This is a genomic window from Streptomyces sp. NBC_01334 (assembly GCF_035983595.1).
GTDB classification, from domain to species: Bacteria; Actinomycetota; Actinomycetes; order Streptomycetales; family Streptomycetaceae; genus Streptomyces; species Streptomyces coriariae.
Genome location: NZ_CP130718.1, coordinates 7,679,248 through 7,704,825, shown reverse-complemented (window position 1 = coordinate 7,704,825; position 25,578 = coordinate 7,679,248). Strand labels below are relative to the sequence as shown.

General features: G+C 72.7%; 19 protein-coding genes. 4 read left to right on the top strand and 15 right to left on the bottom strand.

All coding sequences use genetic code 11. From position 1 onward, the window contains the following. Positions 1-30 precede the first annotated feature (30 nt). A complete protein-coding gene (gene map / locus OG736_RS34360; protein WP_327185847.1) occupies positions 31-801 on the top strand; it encodes a type I methionyl aminopeptidase in 771 nt (256 codons plus the stop codon). A 453-nt stretch (positions 802-1,254) separates the two neighbouring features. After that, positions 1,255-3,810, top strand: a complete 2,556-nt coding sequence (locus OG736_RS34355; RefSeq protein ID WP_327185846.1) for an ATP-dependent Clp protease ATP-binding subunit — start codon at positions 1,255-1,257, stop codon at positions 3,808-3,810. Positions 3,811-3,855: 45 nt separating this feature from the next. Here OG736_RS34355 and ggt read toward each other — a convergent pair whose 3' ends face one another. Beyond that, the gene (ggt, locus tag OG736_RS34350) at positions 3,856-5,667 is read right to left on the bottom strand and encodes a gamma-glutamyltransferase (protein ID WP_327185845.1); all 1,812 of its coding nucleotides are present in this window, start codon (positions 5,665-5,667) and stop codon (positions 3,856-3,858) included. 143 nt (positions 5,668-5,810) lie between these two features. On the opposite strand from ggt, the gene OG736_RS34345 reads away from it, so the two are divergent. Then, complete coding sequence (locus tag OG736_RS34345) at positions 5,811-6,557, top strand: hypothetical protein (RefSeq protein ID WP_020125506.1); 747 nt, start codon at positions 5,811-5,813, stop codon at positions 6,555-6,557. 98 nt (positions 6,558-6,655) lie between these two features. After that, a complete protein-coding gene (locus tag OG736_RS34340) occupies positions 6,656-8,206 on the top strand; it encodes an alpha/beta fold hydrolase (protein WP_442817204.1) in 1,551 nt (516 codons plus the stop codon). Positions 8,207-8,254: 48 nt separating this feature from the next. Here the strand turns inward: OG736_RS34340 and OG736_RS34335 are convergent, their stop codons facing one another. From OG736_RS34335 to OG736_RS34270, 14 genes are all read right to left on the bottom strand, one after another. Further along, the gene (locus OG736_RS34335) at positions 8,255-8,998 is read right to left on the bottom strand and encodes an amino acid ABC transporter ATP-binding protein (RefSeq protein WP_327185843.1); all 744 of its coding nucleotides are present in this window, start codon (positions 8,996-8,998) and stop codon (positions 8,255-8,257) included. Positions 8,999-9,114: 116 nt separating this feature from the next. Further along, complete coding sequence (locus OG736_RS34330) at positions 9,115-9,534, bottom strand: DUF6278 family protein (protein ID WP_327185842.1); 420 nt, start codon at positions 9,532-9,534, stop codon at positions 9,115-9,117. A 116-nt stretch (positions 9,535-9,650) separates the two neighbouring features. Then, positions 9,651-10,430 carry an exodeoxyribonuclease III gene (locus tag OG736_RS34325; RefSeq protein WP_327185841.1) on the bottom strand — a complete coding sequence of 260 codons (780 nt, stop codon included), beginning with the start codon at positions 10,428-10,430 and terminating at the stop codon, positions 9,651-9,653. A 39-nt stretch (positions 10,431-10,469) separates the two neighbouring features. Continuing rightward, entirely contained in the window at positions 10,470-11,105 is a 636-nt protein-coding gene (locus OG736_RS34320) for an MBL fold metallo-hydrolase (RefSeq protein WP_327187783.1), read from the bottom strand. A 43-nt stretch (positions 11,106-11,148) separates the two neighbouring features. Then, positions 11,149-12,459, bottom strand: coding sequence for a bifunctional 3-oxoadipate enol-lactonase/4-carboxymuconolactone decarboxylase PcaDC (gene pcaDC, locus OG736_RS34315; protein WP_327185840.1), 1,311 nt, complete (start codon positions 12,457-12,459; stop codon positions 11,149-11,151). 223 nt (positions 12,460-12,682) lie between these two features. Then, complete coding sequence (locus OG736_RS34310) at positions 12,683-13,945, bottom strand: sulfite oxidase (protein WP_327185839.1); 1,263 nt, start codon at positions 13,943-13,945, stop codon at positions 12,683-12,685. Between the two features lie 301 nt (positions 13,946-14,246). Further along, the gene (locus OG736_RS34305; RefSeq protein WP_327185838.1) at positions 14,247-16,646 is read right to left on the bottom strand and encodes an SWIM zinc finger family protein; all 2,400 of its coding nucleotides are present in this window, start codon (positions 16,644-16,646) and stop codon (positions 14,247-14,249) included. Next, positions 16,646-19,480, bottom strand: coding sequence for an SCO1167/SCO6262 family helicase (locus OG736_RS34300; RefSeq protein ID WP_327187782.1), 2,835 nt, complete (start codon positions 19,478-19,480; stop codon positions 16,646-16,648). The genes OG736_RS34305 and OG736_RS34300 overlap by 1 nt, the downstream gene beginning before the upstream one ends. 147 nt (positions 19,481-19,627) lie before the next feature. Next, complete coding sequence (locus OG736_RS34295; RefSeq protein WP_327185837.1) at positions 19,628-20,221, bottom strand: sugar kinase; 594 nt, start codon at positions 20,219-20,221, stop codon at positions 19,628-19,630. 72 nt (positions 20,222-20,293) lie between these two features. Continuing rightward, positions 20,294-21,442 (bottom strand): ROK family glucokinase, encoded by a 1,149-nt coding sequence (locus OG736_RS34290; RefSeq protein ID WP_327185836.1) that lies wholly within the window; start codon positions 21,440-21,442, stop codon positions 20,294-20,296. 298 nt (positions 21,443-21,740) lie between these two features. Then, positions 21,741-22,550, bottom strand: coding sequence for an ATP-binding cassette domain-containing protein (locus tag OG736_RS34285; protein ID WP_327185835.1), 810 nt, complete (start codon positions 22,548-22,550; stop codon positions 21,741-21,743). Next, positions 22,547-23,596, bottom strand: a complete 1,050-nt coding sequence (locus OG736_RS34280; protein ID WP_327187781.1) for an ABC transporter permease — start codon at positions 23,594-23,596, stop codon at positions 22,547-22,549. Before OG736_RS34280 ends, OG736_RS34285 begins: the two co-directional genes overlap by 4 nt. Before the next feature lie 29 nt (positions 23,597-23,625). Next, complete coding sequence (locus OG736_RS34275) at positions 23,626-24,630, bottom strand: sugar ABC transporter substrate-binding protein (RefSeq protein WP_327185834.1); 1,005 nt, start codon at positions 24,628-24,630, stop codon at positions 23,626-23,628. 195 nt (positions 24,631-24,825) lie between these two features. Next, positions 24,826-25,563 (bottom strand): GntR family transcriptional regulator, encoded by a 738-nt coding sequence (locus tag OG736_RS34270; protein ID WP_199876132.1) that lies wholly within the window; start codon positions 25,561-25,563, stop codon positions 24,826-24,828. Positions 25,564-25,578 lie beyond the last annotated feature (15 nt).

Sequence of the window (25,578 nt, the reverse complement as noted above, 5' to 3'; positions counted from 1 at the left end):
CACCATTCTAATACCGGTATAGTAATTGGCATGGTGGAGCTCAAGACAGACACATCGATCGAGGCCATGTACGAAGCGGGACAGGTCGTCGCACGGGCACTGACAGCCGTGCGCGAGGCCGCCGACGTGGGCGTATCCCTGCTGGAACTGGACGAACTGGCACACGACGTGCTGCGGGAGGCGGGGGCGACGTCCCCCTTCCTCGGGTACCGCCCGTCCTTCGCCACGACGCCCTTCCCTGCGGTGCTCTGCGCGTCCGTGAACGACGCGATCGTGCACGGCATCCCCACCGGCTACCGGCTGCGCGACGGCGACCTCCTCTCGGCGGACTTCGGCGCCGCGCTGAACGGCTGGGCCGGCGACTCCGCGATCAGCTTCATCGTGGGCACGCCGCGCCCGGCGGACGTCCGGCTGATCGAGACCGCAGAGCGGGCCCTCGCGGCCGGTATCGAGGCGGCGGTCGTCGGCAACCGCATCGGCGACATCGCGCACGCGATCGGCACGGTGTGCCGGACGGCGGGCTACGGCATCCCGGAGGGCTTCGGAGGCCACGGCATCGGCCGCCACATGCACGAGGACCCCGCTGTCCCCAACGAGGGCCGCCCGGGCCGGGGTTATCCCCTGCGCCACGGCATGGTCATCGCGATCGAACCGATGCTGATCGCGAGCGGCAAGGACGGCTACCACGAGGCGCCGGACGGCTGGACGCTGTGCACGAACGACGGTTCCCGGGCGGCCCACGCGGAACACACGGTGGCGATCACGGAAAGCGGACCGAGGGTCCTCACCGAGCGCCGGTAGGACCGTTCCGCCGACGGGCCTCCGACGGGCGCGGGCCGTATCGATCGTAGCGATCTGCGGCCCCGCCCTGTAGGCGTCACCCAACACGCGCGGCCCGCGGCCGCTGCCGCCGGCAGACGCAGGGCGATTCCAACTTGCGGCCCCGCCGCTCCGCCGGACGACCGCCCTGGCACGGCCCGCGGCCGCCTTTCCGGCAGGCGCTGGGCCGTAGCAATCTGCGGCCCCGCCCCGTAGGCACCGCCGCCCACGCACCACCCGCAGCCGCCTCTCCGGCAGACGCAGGGCCGTACCGGTCTGCGGCCCCGCCCCACGGGCGACCGCCCACGCACGACCCGCGGCCGCCGTACGGTCCCAGGACATGCCGCGGTCTGCGGATCGTGCCATCGTGGTGTAGCCCGGCACGGACAGGGCACCCGTCCGCACCGGCAGCGCAAGTCGATCGAACGGAACGCCATGACCAGCGGCTTCTCCAGCCCGGAGGGGTACGGCGACCCCTTCGGCGAGTTCCTGGCCCGCTTCTTCGGCGGGCCCCGCCCCGGCCCTCGGCAGATCAACATCGGCCAGCTCCTCAGCCGGCCCGCCAGGGAGCTCGTGCGCGGCGCGGCCCAGTACGCGGCCGAGCACGGCAGCCGCGACCTGGACACCGAGCATCTCCTGCGCGCGGCCCTCGGCGCGGAGCCGACCCGCACTCTGCTCAGCCAGGCCGGCGCCGACCCCGAGTCCCTCGCGTCGGAGATCGACGAGCGCTCGGGCCCGGTCCAGCACCCGCCGGGCGAGGTGCCACCGCCCACGTCGCTGTCGCTGACCCCGGCCGCCAAACGCGCCCTGCTGGACGCGCACGACCTGGCCCGCTCGCGCGGGGCCGGTTACATCGGCCCGGAGCACGTGCTGAGCGCCCTCGCGTCGAACCCGGACTCCGCGGCCGGGCACATCCTCAACGCGGCCCGCTTCGCCGCCGCGGGCCTGCCGAGCGAGCCCCCGGACACCTCGCAGACGACTCGCCCCGGCGACCGGCAGCGGCCCACCGGTACACCCACCCTGGACAAGTACGGCACCGATCTCACCGAGCTGGCCCGTCAGGGCCGGATCGACCCGGTGATCGGCCGCGAGGACGAGATCGAGCAGACCATCGAGGTGCTCTCCCGGCGCGGCAAGAACAATCCGGTGCTGATCGGTGACGCCGGCGTCGGCAAGACCGCCATCGTGGAGGGACTGGCCCAGCGGATCGCGGACGGGGACGTGCCGGACGTCCTCGTCGCGCGGCGCGTGGTCTCCCTGGACCTGACGGCGGTGGTCGCGGGCACCCGCTACCGCGGCGACTTCGAGGAGCGGCTGACCACCATCGTCGACGAGATCCGCGCCCACTCCGACGAGCTGATCGTCTTCATCGACGAGCTGCACACCGTCGTCGGCGCGGGCGGCGGCGGCGAGGGCGGCGGGTCGATGGACGCCGGCAACATCCTCAAGCCGGCCCTGGCCCGAGGCGAGCTGCACATCGTGGGCGCGACGACGCTGGAGGAGTACCGGCGGATCGAGAAGGACGCGGCGCTCGCCCGTCGTTTCCAGCCGATCCTCGTCCCGGAGCCGTCCGTCGCGGACGCGCTGGAGATCCTGCGCGGGCTGCGCGACCGCTACGAGGCCCACCACCAGGTCCGTTACACCGACGAGGCGCTCGTCGCGGCCGTGGAGCTGTCCGACCGCTACCTCACCGACCGCCGCCTGCCCGACAAGGCGATCGACCTGATCGACCAGGCCGGCGCCCGGGTGCGGCTCGGCGCCCGCACCAAGGGCACGGACGTACGGGCGATGGAGCGCGAGGCCGAGGAACTGGCCCGCGACAAGGACCAGGCGGTCGCGGACGAGCAGTACGAGCAGGCCACCCGGCTGCGCGACCGCATCGTCGAGTTGAAGCAACGCATCGCGGACGCGACCGGTGAGGTCACCTCCGACGAGGGCCGGCATCTGGAGGTCACCGCGGAGGCGATCGCCGAGGTGGTGTCCCGCCAGACCGGCATCCCGGTCGCCAGCCTCACCCAGGAGGAGAAGGACCGCCTGCTCGCCCTGGAGGAGCACCTGCACGAGCGGGTCGTGGGCCAGGAGGAGGCCGTACGGGTCGTCGCGGACGCGGTGCTGCGCTCGCGCGCCGGGCTCGCCAGCCCGGACCGGCCGATCGGCAGCTTCCTGTTCCTCGGCCCGACCGGCGTCGGCAAGACCGAACTGGCCCGCGCCCTCGCCGAGTCGCTGTTCGGCAGCGAGGAGCGCATGGTCCGGCTCGACATGAGCGAGTACCAGGAGCGGCACACGGTGAGCCGTCTGGTCGGCGCTCCGCCGGGCTACGTCGGCCACGAGGAGGCCGGGCAGCTGACGGAGACCGTCCGCCGCCACCCGTACTCCCTGCTCCTGCTCGACGAGGTGGAGAAGGCGCACCCGGATGTCTTCAACATCCTGCTCCAGGTCCTCGACGACGGCCGGCTCACCGACTCCCAGGGGCGCACGGTCGACTTCACCAACACGGTCATCGTGATGACCAGCAACCTGGGTTCGGAGGCGATCACCCGGCGCGGCGCCGGCATCGGCTTCGGAGCGGGTGGCGCGGACGCCGACGAGGAGGCGCGACGCGAACAGATCCTGCGGCCGCTGCGCGAGCACTTCCGGCCGGAGTTCCTCAACCGGATCGACGAGATCGTCGTGTTCCGGCAGCTCACGGGTGAGCAACTGCGGCGGATCACCGACCTGTTGCTGGAACGGACGCGGCGGCTGGTGCAGGCCCGGGGCGTCACGGCCGAGTTCACCGACGCGGCCGTCGACTGGCTCGCCGAGCGCGGCTACCAGCCCGAGTACGGCGCCCGCCCGCTGCGCCGCACGATCCAGCGCGAGGTCGACAACCAGCTGTCCCGGCTGCTCCTCGACGGGCGGGTCGAGGAGGGCGACCGGGTGACGGTGGAGGTCGAGGACGGGAGGCTCGCGTTCCGTACGCGTACCGGCGAACCACCCGCCCCTGGGCTCTGACGCCCGACGCTCGAGATCGGACGCCCGATCTGGCTGCTCCGGGCCCTAGGGCGCCGGACGCACCACCTGTGCCGAGCCGCCGCCGCGTCGTACGGTTTCGGCGGCGGCCAGCCACTTGCCGTTCGGCAGCCGTTGCACGGCGGTCGCCGCGCCGATCTCCGGGTTGAGCTTGAAGGAGTGCCCGATGGCCTCCAGCCGGGCCCGCAGCCCGTCGGGGCTGGTGTCGTCGTAGAGCGCGGGCTCCAACTCCGTCTGCGCGGCGTTGCGTTGGCTGGCGCGCGGGGCGGCGATCGCGTCGACGAGCGGCAGTCCGCGGTCGAGGAACTCGGTCAGGGTCTGCAGCACGGTGGTGATGATGGTCGCGCCGCCGGGCGAACCCAGCGCCACCACCGGCTTGTCGTGGCGGTCGAGCACGATCGTCGGCGAGATCGACGAGCGCGGCCGCTTGCCCGGGCCGGGCAGGTTCGGGTCGTGGACGGCCGGGCTGGCGGGGGCGAAGGAGAAGTCCGTCAGCTCGTTGTTCAGGAGGAAGCCGCGGCCGGGCACCGTGATGCCGCTGCCGCCGGTCTGCTCGATGGTGAGCGTGTAGGAGACCACGTTGCCCCACTTGTCGGCGACGGTGAGGTGCGTGGTGTTCTCGCCCTCGTACGTCGTCGGCGCCGCCGTGCCGCCCTTGTCGCAGGCGGCCGGGTGGCGCGGGTCGCCGGGCGCCACCGGGCTGGTGAGGACCGCGTCGTCCTTGATGAGGCAGGCGCGTGAGTCGGCGTACTTCTGCGACAGCAGCTGCTTCGTGGGGACGTCCTCGAAGGCGGGGTCGCCGACCCAGCGCCCGCGGTCGGCGAACGCGATCCGGCTGGCTTCGAGGTAGTGGTGCAGGTACTGGACCTCGCTCGCCTTCGAGAGGTCGGTCCTCTCCAGGATGTTGAGGGCCTCGCCGACCGTCGTGCCGCCCGAGGACGAGGGGGCGATGGAGTAGACGCCCAGGCCGCGGTAGGAGGTCTTCGTGGGCGCCTGGAGCTTGGCCCGGTAGGCCGCGAGGTCCTTGGCGGACAGCTCGCCCGGCCGGGCGTTCCAGCCCGAACCCGGGTCCACGGGCGGCTTGTTCACCGTGGAGACGATGTCCTCGCCGAGGTCGCCGCGGTAGATCGCGCCGACACCCTTGCGCGCCAGCTCCTCGTAGGTGCGGGCGAGGTCGGGATTCTTGAACGTCGAGCCCACGACGGGGAGCTGCCCCCCGGGCAGGAACAGCTTCGCCGTGTCGGGGAAGTAGCGGAAGCGGGTCTCGTTGGCGGCGGTCTGGGTGCGGAAGGTGTCGTCGACGGTGAAGCCCTCGCGGGCGATGCGCTGGGCGGGCTTCAGGACCGTGCCGAGCTTCTCGCTGCCCCACTCCTTCAGCGCGGTCGCCCAGGTGGCGGGGGTCCCCGGCGTGCCGACGCCCAGGCCGCTGCTGACGGCGTCCGCGAAGGCGAGCGGCTTGCCGTTCTCCAGGAAGAGACCGGAGTCCGCGGTCAGCGGCGCGGTCTCACGGCCGTCGATGGTGTGCACCGCACGGGACTCGGCGTCGTAGTAGACGAAGTAGCCGCCTCCGCCGATACCGGAGGAGTAGGGCTCGGTGACGCCGAGGGCGGCGGCGGTGGCGACGGCCGCGTCGACGGCGTTGCCCCCCTTGCGCAGCACCTCGATGCCGGCCGCGGAGGCGTCCGCGTCGACGCTGGCGACCGCACCGCCGTAGCCGACGGCGACCGGGACCTTCGCAACAGTGGCTCTCTCAGCGGCGGGTGGCGCCGCGGCCCCCACCGTGACCACGGCGGCCGAGACCGCCAGGACCGACAGTTTCCGCGCGACAGGGCGACGCATCCGTACCTCCAGTCCAGGACCGTCCGCGCAGCGTAACCACATTCACGGGACCCTGACAGCCTCCTTCCGGGCACTGTCATACGAACGCCACACCTCGAACACGGGTACGCCCCGGCCGTGCTCGCCCGCTACCATGCGCGCCCATGAACGACGACGTGCGCAACATCGTCCTGGGCGTGGTCGCGGCCGGCATCAGCGCCGCGCTCGGCTGGTTGACCCGCACCTACCTGTGGAAGCGCAGACTCCGGCGCAAGCAGGCCTTCTTCGGGCTGCCCGAGAACTCGGAGTGCCTGCTGGTCGTCAACCGCGACGCGGGCAGCCCCGACCTCGCGGTGCACCGCCACGACGTGTTCGCGCTCCTGGAACTCGCCGCGCTCATCAAGGACTGCGGCGCGGGCGCCGAGGTGGTCACCCAGGACGCGGCCCGACAGGGCTTCGGAGAGCGGACGGAGTTCTGTGTCGGCGGCCCGGGTTCGAACCGGCGGATGGCGGCCCACATCCAGGCCATGCTGCCCGGGGTACGCATCAACACCGACCGGGAACCGGGCCCGGACCGACTGGCGTTCCAGATAGGCAGCGAGCACCACCGCATGGAACCGGGCGTCACCGAGTACGTCCTGCTGGCCCGGCTCACCGCCGGCCGGCGGCGCGAGGCGCGGCCGGTGTTCCTGTTCTGCGGCCAGCGCGCGATCAACAACCAGGCCGCCACCCGCTACCTGGTCCGCAACCACGAACGGCTGGCCCGCAAACACGGGTACGACTCCTTCGTGCTGCTCCTGAAGGTCATCAACTCCCAGGTGTACGGCCCCGACGTGGTCGAACTGGTCGCGGACGTGACCCGGGCGGCGCAGGCACCCCTGCCGGACACGACAATTGTTACTGCGACGTAACTTACCGACGGTTACCTCGGGCGGGGCACAGCGGTTACCGTCGGGTCACTTTGCGATGGCGCAGGCAAGAGGAGTGACCCGTGGGACGACCGCACCGCATGGCCCTTCGCACGACCGCCATGGGCGCCGTCTCCGCGACCCTGGTCGCCGGCGGGGTACTGGGCCTGGCACCCACCGCGCAGGCCGCCGCCGGCGGGGTCCGGTACGTCGACATCGCCGGGGACGGCGGCACGGTCCTCAAGGCCAACGTGGTCACCCCCACCGGCGCCGACGGCAGCCGCCACCCACTGATCGTGCTGCCGACGAGCTGGGGCTTCCCGCAGGTCGAGTACCTCGCCCAGGCGCAGCGGCTCGCCGACTCCGGGTATGTCGTGCTCAGTTACAACGTGCGCGGCTTCTGGCAGTCCGGCGGCGAGATCGACGTGGCCGGGCCGCACGATGTCGCCGACGCCGCGAAGGTCGTCGACTGGGCACTCGCGAACACCCCGAGCGACCCGGAGCACATCGGCATGGCGGGCGTCTCGTACGGCGCCGGGATCAGCCTGCTGGCCGCCGCCCACGACCCGCGCGTCAAGGCCGTCGCCTCGCTCAGCGGCTGGGGCGACCTGATCGACTCGATCTACTCCGGCCGCACCCAGCACGTCCAGGCCGCCGCCGTGCTCGACACCGTGGGCACGGTCACCGGTCGCCGGAGCGCCGAGTCCCGGGAGGTCTTCTCGGCCTTCTACTCCTCCGACCTGTCGAAGGAGAAGGACATCGTCGCCTGGGGGCAGAAACGTTCCCCCGCTACCTACCTGGACCAGCTCAACAAGAACGGCGCGGCGATCATGCTCGCCGGCGCCTGGGGCGACACGATCTTCCCGCCCAACCAGTCCGCCGCCCTCTACGAGCGGCTGACCGGCCCGAAGCGGCTGGAGTTCCGCCCAGGCGACCACGCGACCGCCGAGCTCACCGGTCTGTTCGGGGTGCCCAACGACGTGTGGACCGACACCGAGCGCTGGTTCGACCACTACCTCAAGGGCGAGGACAACGGCATCGACCGCGAGCAGCCCGTCCGGCTCAAATCCCGTTCCACAAGCGGATACGAGGGATATCCGGACTGGAAGTCGGTGAACGCGACCCGGAACAAGATCGCTCTCGCCGGCTCCCCCACGATCCACACCAACGTGGACTCGGGCGCCGACGGCGGGATCGTCTTCCTGTCCAGCATCCTCGACCAGGTGGCGAAGCTGCCCCCGATGGCCGCGATCCCCCTGCTCCCCCGCCGCTGGGCCGCCGTGTGGCAGTCCGGGAAGTACCCCACCGCCCAGCAGGTGCGCGGCACCGCGAAGGTGCACACCACCGTCACCCCGACCGAGGAGAGCGGCACCCTCGTCGCCTACCTCTACGACGTGGGGCCGCTCGGCCTCGGCAGACTGGTCGCCAACGCGCCGTACACCTTCCACGGGCACACACCGGGCCGGCCGTTCGGTCTCGACCTGGACCTGTTCTCCACGGCCTACGACGTCCCGGCGGGGCACCGGCTCGCCCTGGTGGTCGACACCGTCGACCCGCTCTACATCGAGCACAACCCGTCCGGCGCGCGGCTGACCTTCTCCTCGCCGGCGAACGACCCGTCGTACGTGTCGGTTCCGCTGCGCGGGCAGTGATCTCCGGCCGCCGCCGGGGCGGGTGGGCTCTGCGGCTGGCGCCGTCGCTCAGTGCTTGAGGATCTTGGACAGGAAGTCCTTGGCGCGGTCGCTGCGCGGGTCGGTGAAGAACTCCTCGGGGGTGCGGTCCTCGACGATACGACCGTCGGCCATGAAGATCACCCGGTTGGCGGCCGAGCGGGCGAAGCCCATCTCGTGGGTGACCACGACCATGGTCATGCCCTCCTGGGCGAGCTGCTGCATGACCTCCAGGACCTCGTTGATCATCTCGGGGTCCAGGGCGGAGGTGGGCTCGTCGAACAGGAGCGCCTTGGGGTCCATGGCGAGGGCGCGGGCGATGGCCACGCGCTGCTGCTGGCCTCCGGAGAGCTGGGCGGGGAACTTGTCGGCCTGGTCGGCGAGGCCCACCCGGTCGAGCAGTTCACGGGAGCGCCGGTCCGCCTCGCCCTTCTTGCGCTTGCGTACCTTCACCTGGCCCAGCGAGATGTTCTGCAGGACCGTCTTGTGGGCGAACAGGTTGAAGGACTGGAAGACCATGCCGACCTCGGAACGCAGTCCCGCCAGCGCCTTGCCCTCCTCGGGCAGCGGCTGTCCGTCGAGCGTGATCGAACCGGAGTGGATGGGCTCCAGCCGGTTGATCGCGCGGCACAGTGTCGACTTCCCCGACCCCGAAGGGCCGATCACCACGACCACCTCCCCCCTGCCGACGGTGAGGTTGACGTCCTGGAGGACATGCAGCTCCCCGAAGTACTTGTTGACGTCACGCAGCTCGATCAACGGATCGACGGCCATGCGCAGCCCTACTCACTTTCAGCTGTGTCGTGGTTGCCGCAAACTATCCACACAAGAGTGCAGTTGAGGCACGACACGCACTTTTCTGTCATTAGCCGTATTTACGCGCTCGTACATCAGTTCTCGGCCACCTCGGCGTACAGCTGGGACAGTTCGGGGGTCCCGGTCGCGGCCCACTCGCGCCCTGCGGTGACCACGTCGACCTCCCGGCCGGACGCCAGCCGGACGACGGGTTCCCCGCCGGGCCAGATCACCCAGACGGAACCGGGCACCGTACGCACGACGACCGTCCCCAGGTAGAGCCCGGCGTCGTGACCGAACCAGGGCAGGGTCTCCTCGTCCTCGCGCCAGCGCGGCGGAAGCTGGTCCAGTGCCTCCAACGAGGCGGCCGTGTCGTCGAGTCCGATCCCCTCCCGGGCCGCCTGGGAACGCAACAGCTCGCATTCGGAGAGGAGTTCGGCGATCCCCTCGGGGTCCTCGGCGAGCACCGCCGCACGGTACTTCTTGCTCCTGTTGCCCAGGAAAGGGATGTTCATAAGCCCAGCGTGACATTCGCACCGGCGTGCGCACCACAGGCGCGCTGGCACCTGCCGAGGGCCGCGATCCCGGTCCGGGCGGGCATCGCGCGTAGACGGACGGGCACCGGCTCCCGCTACACCTCGAGGTCGACCACGACCGGAGCGTGGTCCGAGGCGCCCTTGCCCTTGCGCTCCTCGCGGTCGACATATGCGTCCTTGACGGCCTTGGCGAACGGCTCGTTGCCGTACACCAGGTCGATGCGCATGCCACGGTTCTTGGGGAAGCAGAGCTGGCGGTAGTCCCAGTACGTGAAGGGGTGGTCGTACTTCAGGGGGCGCGGGACGACGTCCGACAGGCCGGCCTCGCGCAGCGACGCCAGGGCGGCGCGCTCGGCTGGGGTGACATGGGTGAGGCCCTCGAAGGCGGCCACGTCGTACACGTCGTCGTCGGTCGGCGCCACGTTGTAGTCGCCCATCACCGCGAAGGGCCGGCTGCCCGCCGCGTCGCCCGCGACGGCGGCCTTGAGGGCCTCGAACCACTGGAGCTTGTAGGCGTAGTGCGGGTGGTCCACCTCGCGCCCGTTCGGCACGTACACGGACCAGACGCGGACCGGGCCGCAGGTCGCCGAGATGGCGCGGGGCTCCGGCGCCCCGTCGTAGCCGGGGTCGCCGGGCAGGCCCTTGACCACGTCCGCCAGGCCGACGCGGGAGATCACCGCCACGCCGTTCCACCGGCCCGTGGCGTGCACCGCCGCCTCGTAGCCCAGTTCGCGCAGCTGGTCGAGCGGGAACTGCGCCTCGGCGACCTTGGCCTCCTGGAGGCACAGCACGTCGGTGCCGCTGCTCTCCAGCCAGGCCAGCAGCCTCGGCAGGCGGGCGGTGATCGAGTTCACGTTCCAGGTCGCGATACGCATGCCTCACAACCTACCCGGCGGGTCCGACAACGCCCTCGCTCAGACCTGGGCGGAGGCCCCGGGCGCCAGCCGGCCGTGGTCGGCACCGCCCAGGTTGCCCAGGTGCGTGTCGTAGATCGGGCGGGCGAGGTCGGTGAGGAGGGCGTCGTGGATGTCGTAGACGCGCTGCGGCCGGACCTCGCGGACGTACTCGATGACCTCGGAGATCTTGTTCCAGGGGGCCTGGACCGGGGCCAGCAGGGTTTCCACCGGGCGCCCGGGGACGGTGAGCGCGTCTCCGGGATGGAAGACGCGGCCCTCGTCGACGAGGAAGCCGACGTTGGTGACGCGCGGAAGGTCGGGGTGGATGACGGCGTGCAGCTCACCGTGGACCTGGACGTCGAAACCCGCGGCGGTGAACGTGTCGCCGTGGCCGACCGTGTGCACCCGGCCGGGGAACGCGGCGGAGAGCTTCTCCGCGACGGACCTCAGGGTCCAGATCTCGACGGCCGGGTCGGCCTCCAGGGCCGCCCGCAGCCGCGTCTCGTCGAAGTGGTCGGGGTGCTCGTGGGTGACCAGGATCGCGTCCGCCCCGACCGCGGCGTCCGCCTCGCTGAATCCGCCCGGGTCGAGGACGAGCGTGCGCCCGTCCTTCTCCAGGCGCACACACGCGTGCGACTTCTTGGTGAGTTTCAGAGCCGTCATGAGATCCATCCTGCCCCCGCGTCCGGTGCGGGGCTCACTCGGTGGGGGTGGTCTCCTCCCGGATGACCTGCTGTGCCACCTTGAACGCGCTGTTCGCCGCGGGTACGCCGCAGTAGACGGCCGCCTGGAGCAGGACCTCCTTGATCTCGTCCGGGGTGAGGCCGTTGCGCAGCGCGGCGCGGATGTGGAATGCGAGCTCCTCCAGGTGGCCGCCCGCGACCAGCGCGGTGAGCGTGACGCAGGAGCGGGAGCGCCGGTCGAGGCCGGGCCGGTCCCAGATCTCGCCCCAGGCATAGCGGGTGATGAACTCCTGGAACTCCCCGGAGAAGTCGTCGGCCTGCGACAGCGCCCGGTCGACATGGGCGTCCCCGAGGACCTCCCGGCGCACCTTCAGACCGGCGTCGTACGGATCGGGGCGGCCCATGGCCTGCACCGGTTCGAGGACGGGGGCGGGCGCGATCTCCGCGATGGCCACCGGCTGCGGAGGCTGCTGGGGCACGGTCAGGACCGCCCTGACGGGGATGCCCGGCACGGCCGTCTGCCCGGTGCCGGAGTCGTAGGCGGGCTGCCAGGCGGTGGAGAAGTGGCGGACCAGCAGGTCGGTCACGGCCGCGGGCTGTTCCACCGGGACCAGGTGCGAGGCGCCCGGTACGACGGCCAGCCGGGCGTCCGGGATGCCGGCCACCAGGGTGCGCGCCTCGGCGGGGCCGGTGACCTGGTCGTCCGAGCCGACGAGGACCAGGGTAGGCACACCCACGAGACCGATCTCGGCCCGCACGTCGAAGGCGGCGAGCGCCTCGCAGGCCGCTATGTAGCAGCCGGGGTCGGTGGTGCGCACCATCTGCACGGCCCACTCGGTGATCGCGGGCTGCGCGGCCGCGAAGCCGGTGGTGAACCAGCGGTCGGGCGAGCTGCGGGCGATGGGGTCCAGACCGTTCGTGCGGACTATCACGCCCCGCTGCCGGAACTCGTCGGCCGTGCCGAACCGCGGCGAGGCCGCGATCAGCGCGAGGGAGGCGACCCGCTCCGGGTGCCGCAGCGCCAGCTCCACTCCGACCGCGCCGCCGAACGCGCAGCCCGCGTAGCCGAAGCGCTGCACGCCGAGCCCGTCGAGGGTGGCGAGCAGCCGCCCGGCCAGGTCGGAGACCGAGCCGACCGGGTAGGCCGGGGCGCCGCCGTGGCCGGGCAGGTCGTAGCGGAAGATCCGCCACTGCTGGGCCAGCTCGGGAACCTGACGGTCCCACATGTGCCATGTCGTACCCAGTGAGGGGCCCAGGATCAGGACAGGGGCGTCCTCCGGCCCGTCGAAGCGGTATTGCAGGGTGTTGGTCGTACTCTCGCTCACCCGGTTCACGCTCCCACATCTCACAATTTCTCACGCGCTTGGGTCGGAACCCCGTGCAAGCCGTCCCAGGTTGTGGCAGCCCCGCGAAGATCCTCTGCACCGGGCTTCACCTGCCCGCGCCGGGCGGTCCGTGAGACCCGATGCGCGTGCATCGTACAGACGGACCCTGCGAAACCCGTCCCGAAACCTCGGCCGACGCCTGTCCGCCGCACGCGCGTTCCCCTCACACCGCCCGGACGGGGTGCCGGACCACGGCGTCGAACAGATAGCCCTGGGTGTTCGGGACGGTCGTGTCGGGCTGGGTGCGGCCGGTGCTGTCGGTGGCCCGGGCCAGCAGGGTGTACCCGCCCGGGGCCGACGGGCGCCAGTCGGTGGACCAGCGGACCCAGCCCGCGCGGCGCGGGGCGTCGTGCAGCCGGGCACGCCGCCAGCGGGTCCCTCCGTCGGTGCTGACGTCGACGCGTACGACCGCGCCGGCCCCTGACCAGGAGCGTCCGGTCAGACGGTGCACGGCACCCGCCCCGAGGCTCGCGTCCCAGGGCAGCTCCCAGGCGCTCTTGACGGTCTGCCGGGTCAGCGGGGCGCTGCCGCCGTCGGGGTGGGCGCTGCCGAACAGCCGGTAGAAGTCGGTGTTCCAGGGCGAGTAGAGGGGCTGAGCGGACACCTCGATGTCGCCCACCCACTTGATCGACGCGATGCCGATCCAGTTCGGCACCAGGACGCGTACGGGGAAGCCGTGGTCGTACGGCAGCGGCTCGCCGTTCATCTCGTAGGCGAGGAGGACGTCGTCGAGCGCCTTGGACACCGGCAGGGGACGACGGACCCGGCCGAGGTCGGTGCCGTCGGCGGTGACGTAGTCGGGGTCGAGGCCGCGGGGCAGGACGTCGACGGCGTGCCGGGAGAGCCCCGCCCGTCGCAGGACGTCGGCGAGGCGGACCCCGCGCCAGCGCGCGGTGCCGATCGCGCCCAGCGTCCACGCCGTGCCGCTGACGGTCTGGCCCTGCTGGGAGGTGAAGAAGCTGCGGCCGTTGCCCGCGCACTCCACGAACGCCGTGCGGGTGACCGCGGGGAACTTCTTCAGGTCGTCGAGGGTGAACTCGACGGGGGTGGCGTGGGTGAGGCCGTCGCCGTGGACGGTGAGGGTCCAGTCGGCGGCGTCGAGCACGGGCGTGGAGGTGTGGTTGCGGACGAAGAAGTGGTCGACGGGGGTGTGGTAGCCGGTCCCGGCGAGGGAGGCGAACTTCGTCTCGGCGTTGGTGCCCCGGACCGTGAACCGGTCGTCGGGGAGCGCCTTGACGATACCGGGTGACGTCGCCGCGGCGGCCGGCGCGGAGAACGCCGGGGCCGCGGCGGTGGCGAGGCCGGCGGCGGCGGCGAGGCGGAGCAGATCGCGCCGGGAGACGCCGTCGGCGCGGGCCTCGCCGGCCAGCCACTGGTGCAGTCTGCGGCGGTCGTAGGCGGATTCGGGCGTGGGAGACGTGGGCATGGACCGGCCTTTCCGGGAGCGGGGCGCCTGGACCGGGACGCGATCAGGGCGTCAGAAGGCGCGGCGCGTCCACGGCAGGAGGGCGGAGGGGGGTGAGGTGAGGATCAACAACAGCCGCGCGAGAGCAGTGCGCGGTACCGCGGGGCGGGGCGGTGGTCGTCGAGAGTCACGGGCGCCATCGTACGAGGCGGGCGGAGAAGTGGGGAGCGGTTCGGGCTAGTTGGGCGGCCGCGGGGCGCGGAAACCGGCGGCCCTTGACCGGCTCCGCCGGGCGCTCTGCGGGCCGATCGGGTCGGGCGCCTCAGAGCTCGTCCGAGCCGCCCAGACCGGTCAGCGCGCCCACCGGGTCCGGGTCGGGGGTGCCGCGCGGCCACCAGTCCTCCTGGCCCGGTTCGGACTCGTAGGCGTACCACAACCCGTCGCGGCCGAAGCGGAGTTGGACGTGGCCGCGGGGGTGGGTGAGGTGGTTGCGGCGCGGGCGGAAGGCCGGGAGGTCGGCGGCGAGGAGGAGCGGCCGCGCCCGGTCGAAGCGGCCGGCCGGCGGGTCCCAGGTCTCCTCCAGGACGGTGAGCCCGTCCGGCCCGCCCTGCCGCCAGGCGGCCACCGCGCGGGCCAGTTCGACAGGGGTGCGGCCGACGGCTGAGGCGAGCGCGGCGTAGAGGGCGCGGGTGGTGACGGTGAGCCCCGAACCGGGTCGGGACGCGGCGAGCCGTACGGCGTCCCGCCAGAGGGTGAGTTCGCCGATCTCGTCCTGGCCGGTGACCAGCAGGGCGTGGGCGCGGGCGGCCGCGTCGGTCGCGAGGTGGTCCAGCGCGAAGGAGTCGGGGCCGTTCGGCGCGGACGGGTAGGCCGGGGGCTGCTCGGGGTGCGGGGGCACGGGCAGCGGGGCGGGCAACGGCGGGAGCCGGCGCTCGGCGAGGGCTTCGGCGGCCCGGACGCCCGGCAGAGGTTCCGGTTCCTGCTCCTGGGCGGCACGGGCCGCGCGGGTGGCGTTGCGGCGGGACAGCGCGTCGAGCACCTCGCGCTCGCCCCGGCCGCGCAGCAGGAGCAGCACGAACGGGTCGGCGTCGAGCAGCCGCGCGGTCTGGTAGCAGAGGGCGGCGGCGTGCTTGCAGGGGTGACCGCGGTCGGGGCAGCTGCACTGCGGCTCGAGGTCGCCGGGGCCGGGGAGCAGCGGCACCCCGCACTCGGCGAGGGACTCGGGCATCTCCTTGTCGAGCAGCGCGGCGATGTGCCCGGGGCGCTCGACGGCGGCCTCCAGGAAGCGCTCCCAGTCCTCGGCGCCGAGGGTGCGCAGCCGTACCTGGACGCGGTAGGGACGGGGGCGACTGCCCTGCACGTACGCCAGCACGAGCCCGGGGGTGACGGTGATCGCGTCCACGTTTCCCTGCTCGGCGTAACCGCGCCCGCGGGTCAGGCGCTTGGCGTCCAGGGCGCCCTCCTCCAGCGCGGTGACCCAGGCGTTGCCCCACCACGTCCCGGCGAAGTTCCCGCCGGTGCGCGGCGGGAAGGCCGGGAAGGTACGGCGGTGGTCGCCGTCCCGCGCGGGGGCGGCCATGGAGCGGGGGGTGCGGGGCGGTTCGGGAGGCAGGGAAGGTCCGCCGCCGAGGGGCATCACGGAGGCCGCAGCGTCGGGTGAACTTCCCTCGGCCGTCGGCACGTTGCCGGTGGCGGCCCCGGGCTCGGCCCTGGGATCGGTCCTGGACTCGGGCTCGGCCCTGGACTCGGGCTCGGCCTTGAGCTCGGGCTCGGCCTTGAGCTCGGGCTCGGGCTCGGGCTCGGGCTCGGCTTCGGCCGCATCCTCCGACGGCATCTGGAAGGCGCCCGCGAGCAACTCCCGTACGGCACGCGCCCGTTCGTCGGCCACCTGGTCGGGTGCGGCGGGGTGCCGCCGGGATTCGGTGGGGCGCGCGTCGGGGCGTGGGCGCAGACCTGCGTCGCCGCGCGGGGTCCGTCGGCCTGCCCGGGTCCGGGTCTCGGCCGGGTTCTGGCGCGCCTCGGCGCGAGCGGCACGCAGGGCCTCCCGCGCGATGTCCCCGGGGCGCGAGCCGGCGCCGGTCTGCGGGGCGCGCGATTCGGCGGCCACCGGCGAGGCAACGGCCGACGAGACCTCCGTCGACGACGTATCGGCCGGGGAGGACTCCGCCGACGAGGCCCTCGCCGGCGGAGTGGGGGGCGCTACGGGGTCGGCGTCGGCGGCCGGGGCGGCTTCCCCGGGGGGCGAGTCCGCCACGACGGTCTCGGGGTCGGCCGCGGTCTCGGTGCCCACCGCGGGCGCAGGTTCCACGCCGGGCGCAGGTTCCACGCCGGACGCGGGCTCCGCCGCCGACACGGATTCCGCCGCACGCCGCAGCACCGCTCGCGCCGCGTCGCCGACGGGCGCAGGCTCCACCACGGACGCAGACTCCACCGCCGACGCGGATTCCGCCGCGCGCCGCAGCGCCGCGCGGGCCGCGTCGGCGGGCCTGGGGGCGGGATCGCCGGGCCGCGCCGTGGAGTCGTGCGACGGTGCTCCGTGCGGCGGTGCTTGCGACGGTCGGCGGGGTGCTTGTGTCGGCTCCTGTTCCTGCGAGCGCTCCCGAGCCGCCCGCAGCGCTCGGCGAGCCTCGTCGGCCGGGCCGGCGCCCTTCTCCCGTTGCTCCCCGGCCGCGACGGCAGCGGCGGTGTCGGCGGCGGTCTCGGCCTTCTCCGTCTCCCCCATCACGCCTCCCTCCGGAGTCTGACCAGGTCGGTCAGTTCGCGGTCCGTGAGTTCGGTGAGGGCCGACTCGCCGGAGCCGAGGATCGCGTCGGCCAGGGCGCGCTTCGCCTGGAGCATCTCGGCGATGCGGTCCTCGACCGTGCCCTCGGTGATGAGGCGGTGCACCTGGACCGGCTGGGTCTGGCCGATGCGGTAGGCGCGGTCGGTGGCCTGTTCCTCCACCGCGGGATTCCACCAGCGGTCGAAGTGGACGACATGGCCCGCGCGGGTGAGGTTGAGGCCGGTGCCGGCGGCCTTCAGGGAGAGGACGAGCACCGGGGTCGCACCGGCCTGGAAGCGGTCCACCATGCGCTCCCGCTCGGGGACCGGGGTGCCGCCGTGCAGCAGGTCGACCGGGACCGCGCGGGCGGTGAGGTGGGCGGTGATCAGGCGGGCCATGCCGACGTACTGCGTGAAGACGATGGCCGAGCCGTCCTCGGCGAGCAGGGTGTCCAGCAGCTCGTCCAGCAGGGCGAGTTTGCCGGAGCGGGCGGCCAGGGCGTCGCCGACGGAGGTGGTCTCCTCCTTGAGGTACAGGGCCGGGTGGTCGCAGATCTGCTTGAGCGCGCCCAGCAGTTTCAGCACCAGGCCGCGCCGGGCGATGCCGTCCGCCGTCTCGATGGCCAGCAGCGACTCCCGCACCACCGCCTCGTACAGCGCGGCCTGTTCGCGAGTGAGCGGGACCGGATGGTCGGTCTCGGTCTTGGGCGGCAGCTCGGGCACGATTCCGGGGTCGGACTTCTTGCGGCGCAGGAGGAACGGGCGGACCAGCCGGGCCAGGCGCTCCACCGCCTGGTCGTCCTCGCCGTTCTCGACCGCGCGCGCGTGCCGGGCGCGGAAGGACTTCAGGGGGCCGAGAAGTCCGGGTGTCGTCCAGTCGAGCAGGGCCCAGAGCTCGGAGAGGTTGTTCTCGACGGGGGTGCCGGTCAGGGCCACGCGCGCGGAGGTCGGGATCGTGCGCAGGGCCTTCGCCGTCGCCGAGTAGGGGTTCTTCACGTGCTGGGCCTCGTCGGCGACGACCATGCCCCAGGGCTGCCCGGCGAGGGTGGGCGCCGCCGAGCGCATCGTGCCGTACGTGGTGAGGACGAAGCCGCCGCCGAGGTCCGCCAGGCTGCGGTCGGGGCCGTGGAAGCGGCGGACCGGGACGCCGGGCGCGAAGCGGTTGATCTCGCGCTGCCAGTTGCCCAGCAGGGAGGCCGGGCAGACCACCAGGGTCGGTTCGGTGCGGGCCCGCTTCAGGTGCAGGGCGATGACGGTGATCGTCTTGCCGAGGCCCATGTCGTCGGCGAGGCAGCCGCCGAGGCCGAGGGAGGTCATGAGGTCCAGCCAGGCCAGTCCGCGCAGCTGGTAGTCGCGCAGGGTGGCGTGCAGACCGGCCGGCGGATCGGCGGGGTGCACGCCGGCGGTGAGGCGGTCGCGCAGGGCGGCCAGGGCGCCCACGGGCACCGCCTCGACGCTCTCGCCGTCGACCTCCGCGGTACCGCTGAGGGCGACGGACAGGGCGTCGACCGGGTCGAGCAGGCCCAGTTCCCGCTTCCGGGCCTTGCGTACGAGCGCCGGGTCGACCAGGACCCACTGGTCACGGAGGCGGACCACCGGACGGTGGGCCTCCGCCAGGGTGTCCATCTCGGCCTCGCTGAGCGGGTCGCCGCCGAGCGCCAGCTGCCAGCGGAACTGGAGCAGTTCCTCGCTCTCGAAGAAGCCGGTGCCGTCGGTCGCCGAGCCGGGTGCGGTCCTGACCACCGCGGCCGCGCTGAGGTCCTGCGCCAGGTCCCTCGGCCAGTGCACGGCGACCCCGGCCGTCGCGAGCCGGGTGGCCGCCACCCCGAGCAGATCGCTCAGCTCGTCCTCGGACAGGGCCAGGACGTCCGGCGCGTCCTGTTCGGCGAGCCGGGCGAGCGGCGGCCAGACGCGGGCCGCGCGCCGTACGGCGAGGGCGGCGTCCACGCGTGCGCGTGCCCCGAAGGCGGCGTCGGCCTCGCCCGCCCACAGGGACGCGGCGTCGGTCATCAGGGTGGGGTCGGCGAGGCTGTGCACCTGGACGATCGCGGCACCCGCCCGGCGCGCCCGCTCGCCGTCGTCGAGCCGGTCGAACATGTCGTAGGCGGACAGGTCGAGGCGGAGCGAGATCCGCACGCCCGCGTCCATGCCGGCGGCGACCTCCGCGGCCCAGTCGTGCGCGCCGGGCAGCCGCTGGGGCCGGCGGTCGGCGAAGGGCTTCCCGCACGCGTGCGGCGCGGCCGGGGTGCGGGGCAGGGTGTCCGCCACGGCGTCCAGGAAGGACCGCATCAGGGCCTCGGGCCGGGGCAGCAGGAGCGGCCCGGGGCCGGGGAGGGGCACCGCGTGGCCCTCGTGCGGGAGCGCGGCGGCGACCGCGCGCAGATGGGCGATGTCCTCCGGGTCCAGCGGGCCCGCCCGCCAGGCGTCGTGTCCCGTGGGCGTCAGGCCGGGCAGCAGACGGCCGCGGGCGGTGAGCCGCAGCGCGTGCAGCGCGGCCGCGCCCCAGCAGGCGGTCGCCGGGTGGGCGGCGGGGTCGCGGCGGGCCCGCACGAGCAGCGGGAGCGCCTTGTCGAGCGGCAGGGACAGGGCGGGGGCCTGCCCGCGGCGGATGGCGGAGCCGTGGCGGCGGACTACGGTGAGCTCCGTGTGCTCCGCGTCCGCCGTGGTGGGCAGCGGGCCGTCCGCCGGGTCCCAGAAGGCGACGCGGCCCTCGCGCGGGAGGGGCGCGGGCAGGAAGACGGCGGCGAGTCGCACGGAGACGGAGCCGGGCTCCGCCGCGGCCGTGCCGTCGGCCATGACGCTCATGCCGTGTGTCCACCTCCCGCCCGCATGTCGGATCAGTCGTCTTCGACTCTACGGGCGGGGTCTGACAATCGGTCCCGGCGGCCGGCCGGGTCACGGCGTTCCGGCCCGGTCACGGCCTTCCGGGCGGGGCGGGACCGGTCAGGGGACCGTGCGGGAGACCACGTAGACGAAGGGGTATATCGCGTTGCCGGTGTTCACCACCACGTCCAGCGTCGGCATCGGCTTCTTCTGTTCGTGGACGATGCCGAAGTCGTCCCCGGGGCGTGAGCCGGGGCCCGTGAACTTCCAGCCCGTGACCTCCTGGTCGCGGGCGCTGATGGTGATCTCGCCCTTCTTCAGGTCGGCCCTGCTGACGCCGATGCCGGCGAGGAACTCGTCGAGTCCCACCTGTGTGGTCTGGAACTGCGCGTACAGACGGCTGGTCTTCCAGTTGTTCGTCTCGTAGTAGGCGACCTGGTTCGACGGGTGCGGGATCGGCACCTGGTACAGGCGGCGCTGGACCTTCGACGGCCAGCCCTCGGTCAGGCCGGTCGCCGAGTACTTCGCCTCCTTGTCCTTGCCGCTGTCGCGGCTCTGGTTGGCGGAGATCACCAGGTAGCCGGCCGGGACGCCGATGAGCAGCACGATGATCAGCAGGGTGAGCGCCCTGCGGCGGATCACGTGCCGGCGGTCCTCCGGCGGGCGGTGCGGCTCGTCGGGGGGCGCGGCCTGGCGGGGCAGCGATGCTGTCATGCGATGTCCCGGGTCGTGCGGGGCGGTGCGGCGGTCATGCGGTGTCCTGGGTCGTGCGGGGCGGTGCGGCGGTCACGCCGTGTCCTGGGTGCGGCGGGCCGCGTCGGTGAACCGTTCGAAGCGCTCGTAGCGCTCCACGCGGCGGCGCTTGGCGCGCCGGAAGCGGCGGGCGACCAGGCGGGCCAGGTCGGCCGCGCCGACCATACCGGCCTCGGGGCCCAGCTGGGCGCGGACGATACGGGCCTCGGGGCGGTAGCCGCGGCCGGTGAGCTGGCGCTTGAACGCGTCCCGCGCGGGGCTGATCAGCAGGTCGTCGGCGGCCGAGACGCCGCCGCCGATCACGAAGCAGGACGGGTCGAGGGCGGCGGCCAGGTTGGCGATGCCGACGCCGAGCCACTGGCCGATGTCCTGGAGCAGCTCGATGCACATGGCGTCGCCCTCGCGGGCCAGCTCGGTGATCATCGGGCCGGTGATGTCGCCGATGTTGCCCTTGACGTGCTCGATGATCCCGTACGCCACCGGGGAGTCGGCGGCGGCCAGTTCACGGGCCTCCCTGACCAGCGCGTTGCCGGAGCTGTACTGCTCCCAGCAGCCGCGGTTGCCGCACGGGCAACGGTGGCCGCCGGGCACGACCTGCATATGGCCGAACTCGCCGGCGACGCCGTACTTGCCGCGCTTGACCTGACCGTCCTCCAGGATCGCGCCGCCGATGCCGGTACCGAGCGTGATCATGACGAGGTGGTCCTCGCCACGGCCCGCGCCGAAGCGCCACTCCGCCCAGGCGGCGGTGTTGGCGTCGTTGTCCACCAGGACGGGAACCGCGAGACGGCCGGAGAGGCGGTCGCGCAGCGGCTCGTTGCGCCACGACAGGTGGGGCGCGAACAGGACGCGGTTGCGGTCGGCGTCCACCCACCCCGCCGCGCCGACGCCGACCGCGTGCACGTCGTGGCGGTCGGACAGGTCCAGGACCAGCTCGACGATCGTGTCCTCGACGACCTTCGGGCTCTTGGACTTGTCCGGCGTCTCCGCGCGGACCTTCTCCAGGATGTTGCCGTCGGCGTCGACCACCCCCGCCATCACCTTGGTGCCACCGATGTCGATGCCGACCGTCGGCACGCGGGGTGCGGTGAGGTGCGATCGGCGCTCCCTCGTGCCCACGGTGCGGAGTGCGGGCGCGCGGCGGGAGCCGATGGGGGCGGTGAAGTTGCCGTAGGTGCTCATCGCCGCCGATTCTGCCTCACCCTCCCGCCGGGTGCCGAGCCGGGCGGCGGCGGGGGCGGGCGGCCTCTGCCGTGCCCGGACGCGTCGTGGCCGGTCGCACCCGGTACGGCCGGACGTCGGCGCGGCCCCGGGATCCCCTGGGGCCTCCCGGGCGGACGATGCCGCGGACGCGGGGTCCGGCGCGTGCCTGCGACGCCCCGCAGAGGCACGCGCCGGACCCCGCTCACCGGCGCGGAACGGTCCCGCCACCGCCCTGCGACCCGGTCCGCACGGCCAGGACCAGGCCCGCCGCAGAGGACTAGGTCCGCCGCAGCTCATGGCGGAGGTCGTCCAGGTCGTTGCCACCCGCCATCTGGCGCGTCAGCTCCTCCAGGGTGATCCCGTCACGTGTGTGAGCGCCCACCATGGCGCCCCGCCGCAGCAGGACGAACCTGTCCCCCACCAGGTACGCGTGATGCGGGTTGTGGGTGATCAGCACAACGCCCAGACCCGCGTCCCGGGCCGCCGCCACGTACTTGAGGACCACGCCGGACTGCTTGACGCCGAGCGCCGCCGTCGGCTCGTCCAGGACGAGGACCTTCGCGCCGAAGTACACGGCCCGCGCGATCGCCACGCACTGGCGTTCGCCGCCCGAGAGGGTGCCGATCGGCTGGTCGACGTCGCGCAGGTCGATGCCCATCCGCAGCAGCTCCTCGCGGGTGGTCCTGCGCATGAGGCCGACGTCCAGGCGCTTGAAGGGGCCGGTGCCCTTGCGCGGCTCGGAGCCCAGGAAGAAGTTCCGCCACACCGGCATCAGCGGGACCACGGCAAGATCCTGGTGGACCGTCGCGATCCCGCGGTCGAGGGCCTCGCGCGGGGAGGACAGGGCGGTCTCCTCGCCGTCGAGACGCAGTACCCCTCCGTCGTGCGGGTGGAGTCCCGCGACGATCTTGATCAGGGTCGACTTGCCCGCGCCGTTGTCGCCCAGGACGCAGGTGATCTCGCCGCCGTGGACCTCCAGGGAGACCCCTTCGAGGGCGCGGACGTTGCCGTACCGCTTGCCGACACCGGACAGCTCGACGAGTGCCGTGCGCACCGCGGTCTCCTTCGCTTCGTGCGTCGCCGTCACTTGGAGGCCTCCGCGCGCTTGCGGACCCAGGCGTTGAGCAGGGTCGCGAGGAGCAGCATCGCTCCGAGGAAGAACGTGAACCAGTCCGGGTTCCACTCGGCGAAGACGATGCCCTTGCTCGTCATGCCGAAGAGGAGCGCGCCGACCGCCGAGCCGACCGCGCTGCCGTGTCCGCCGGTGATCAGACAGCCGCCGATGACGGCCGCGATGATGTAGATCAGCTCGTTGCCGACGCCTTCGCCGGACTGGACGACGTCGTACGAGAAGAGCAGGTGCTGGCCCGAGATCCAGGCGCCCAGGGCGACGCCCGTGTAGAGGCCGACGGTGGTCCGGGTCACCGGGACGCCGACCGCGCGGGCGGCTTCCTTGTTGCCGCCCACCGCGAAGATCCAGTTACCGGCGCGGGTGCGCAGGAGGACCCATGAGGCGACCGCGACCAGGGCGATCCACCACAGGACGGTGACCTTGAAGTCGACGCCGCCGATCGTGAGGGTGGAGGCGAAGACGTCCCGGGCGGACCGGAAGCCCTCCATGTCCGCGACGGTCTTCGTCGACACCGTGCCGTCGATCAGCTTGGTGAAGCCGAGGTTGACGCCGGTCAGCATCAGGAAGGTGCCCAGCGTGACGATGAAGCTGGGCAGCTTCGTACGGGTGAGCAGGAAGCCGTTGAAGGCGCCGATGGCGAGGGTGACCAGCAGGGACACTCCGACGCCCACCCAGACGTTCGCCGTCGCCTGGTAGCTGAAGATCGACGAGATCAACGCCGAGGACGTGACCATGACCCCGGCCGACAGGTCGAACTCGCCGCCGATCATCAGCAGCGCGACCGGGACGGCCATGATGCCGATCGTCGAGGACGCGTAGAGGACCGTGCTGAGGCTGCCGACGCGCAGGAAGCTGTCGGCGGCCAGCGCGAAGAAGACGAAGACCGCGATCGCGCCCACGACGGAGCCCAGTTCCGGGCGGCCCAGCAGCCGGCGCAGGGGCGAGGCCTGAAGAAACCTTTCGTCAGATGTCCGGCGAGCGTTCGGACTCTTCGGAACCATGTCCTCGGTCGCCTTGTCCGTCACCGCGCTCATCGGGTGCCCCGCTCGGTGTACTCCGCCAGCGCCGCAGCCTGGTCCTCGGTGATGATCTGCGGGCCGGTGAGGACCGGCTTGCCGCCGCCGAGGACATCACTGTTGTACTTGTACAGCCACAGCAGGTCGACGGCCTGGTAGCCCTGGAGGTACGGCTGCTGGTCGACGGCGAAGCCGAGCGTGCCGTCCCGCAGCCCCGCGGCCACCTTGGCGTCGAGGTCGAAGGTGTCGATCTCCGCCTTGCTGCCGGCACCCCGCCCGGCCTGCACGGCGGTGTCGGCGTACGGGGCACCGAGGGTGACGACCGCGTCGACCGAGGTGTCGGCCTGGAGCCTCGCCTCGATCGCGGACTGCACGTCGGGCATGTTGGTGCCGTTGACGTAGAGGTTCTCGACCTTGCCGGCGAAGGTCTTCGCCACGCCGGCGCAGCGCTGCTCGTGGCCGACGTTGCCCTGCTCGTGCAGGACGCAGATCACGTTCCCCCGCCCCCGGCGGTTCAGCTCCTCGCCGACGGCCTCGCCGGCGATCGTCTCGTCCTGGCCGATGTGGGCGAGCGCGCCGAACGCCTTCGACTCGGCCGAACCCGAGTTCACCGTGATCACCGGGATGCCGGCCTTCTCGGCGCGGGCCACGGCCGCCTTCATCGCGTCCGGCTTGGCGAGCGTGACGATGATCGCGTCGACCTTCTTGGCCACCGCCGCGTCGACGAGCTGGGCCTGTTGCTGGGCCTCGTCGTCGTGGGAGTACAGGAAGTTGATGTTGTCCTTGTCGGCCGCCTGCTCCGCGCCGCTCTGGACGATGTCCCAGAAGGTGTCCCCGTCACCCGAGTGGGTGATCATCGCGAAAGTCCAGCGAGGCGTGTCCACCGCGGCCCCGCCGTGGGCCGCCGCGGCCTTGCGGGCGTCCTCCGCGCGTTTGCCGCCGGTCGCGCTGCACCCTGCCAGGGACACGGTGAGTGCCCCCGCCAAAGCGATCCCTGCCCAGGTCCGAAACCGTGCCACGAGGCGGTGCCCTTCTTGCTGTGTTCCGTCGAACGCCCGCGTCCGGTGACCTCTCACCGGACACAAACGACCCATTATCGAACACAGGGATCACGCACATACGGGCCGGGGACCGTCCATCACTCGCCTTGTCCGGACATCCGGCCACATTGTCTGGACAATGCGACCAAGGCGGGCCGATCGCACAGACGGGTCTCAGGGGCGGACGAGCAGTTGGAACTCGAAGGAGTAGCGGGTCGGCCGGTAGATGTGGTCGCCGAACTCCACCGCCCGGCCGGTGTCGTCGAAGGTGGTGCGCTGCATCGTCAGCAGGGGGGCGCCTTCCTCCTCGGCGAGCCGCTCGGCCTCGGCGGTGGTGGCGGCGCGGGCGCCGATGGACTGGCGGGCGCTGTGCAGGGTGATCCCGGCGGCCCGCATCAGCCGGTACAGGCCGGTGGCCTGGAGCTGCCCGGTGTCCAGGTCGAGCAGGCCGGAGGGCAGATGGTTGCACAGGTACGCCATCGGTTCCCCGTGCGCCAGGCGCAGCCGCTCCACCCGGTGCACGTCACTGCCCTCGGCCACCGCGAGCGCGGCCGCGACCTCGGCGGACGCCGGGACCATGGTGTTGACCAGCACCGTCGTCGCCGGACGCTGCCCGGCGGCCTCCAAATCGTCGTAGAGGCTGCTGAGCTCCAGCGGGCGCTTGACCTGGCTGTGCACGACCTGCGTCCCCACGCCCCTGCGGCGGACGAGCAGGCCCTTGTCGACGAGCGACTGGATCGCCTGGCGGACGGTCGGCCGGGACAGGCCGAGCCGGGCGGCGAGCTCGATCTCGTTGCCCAGCAGGCTGCCGGGGGTCAGCGATCCGTGCTCGATCGCGGCCTCCAGCTGCTGGGCGAGCTGGAAGTACAAAGGCACCGGAGAACTTCGGTCCACACGTAGTTCTAGCTGCACGGTCGGGTCCACTTC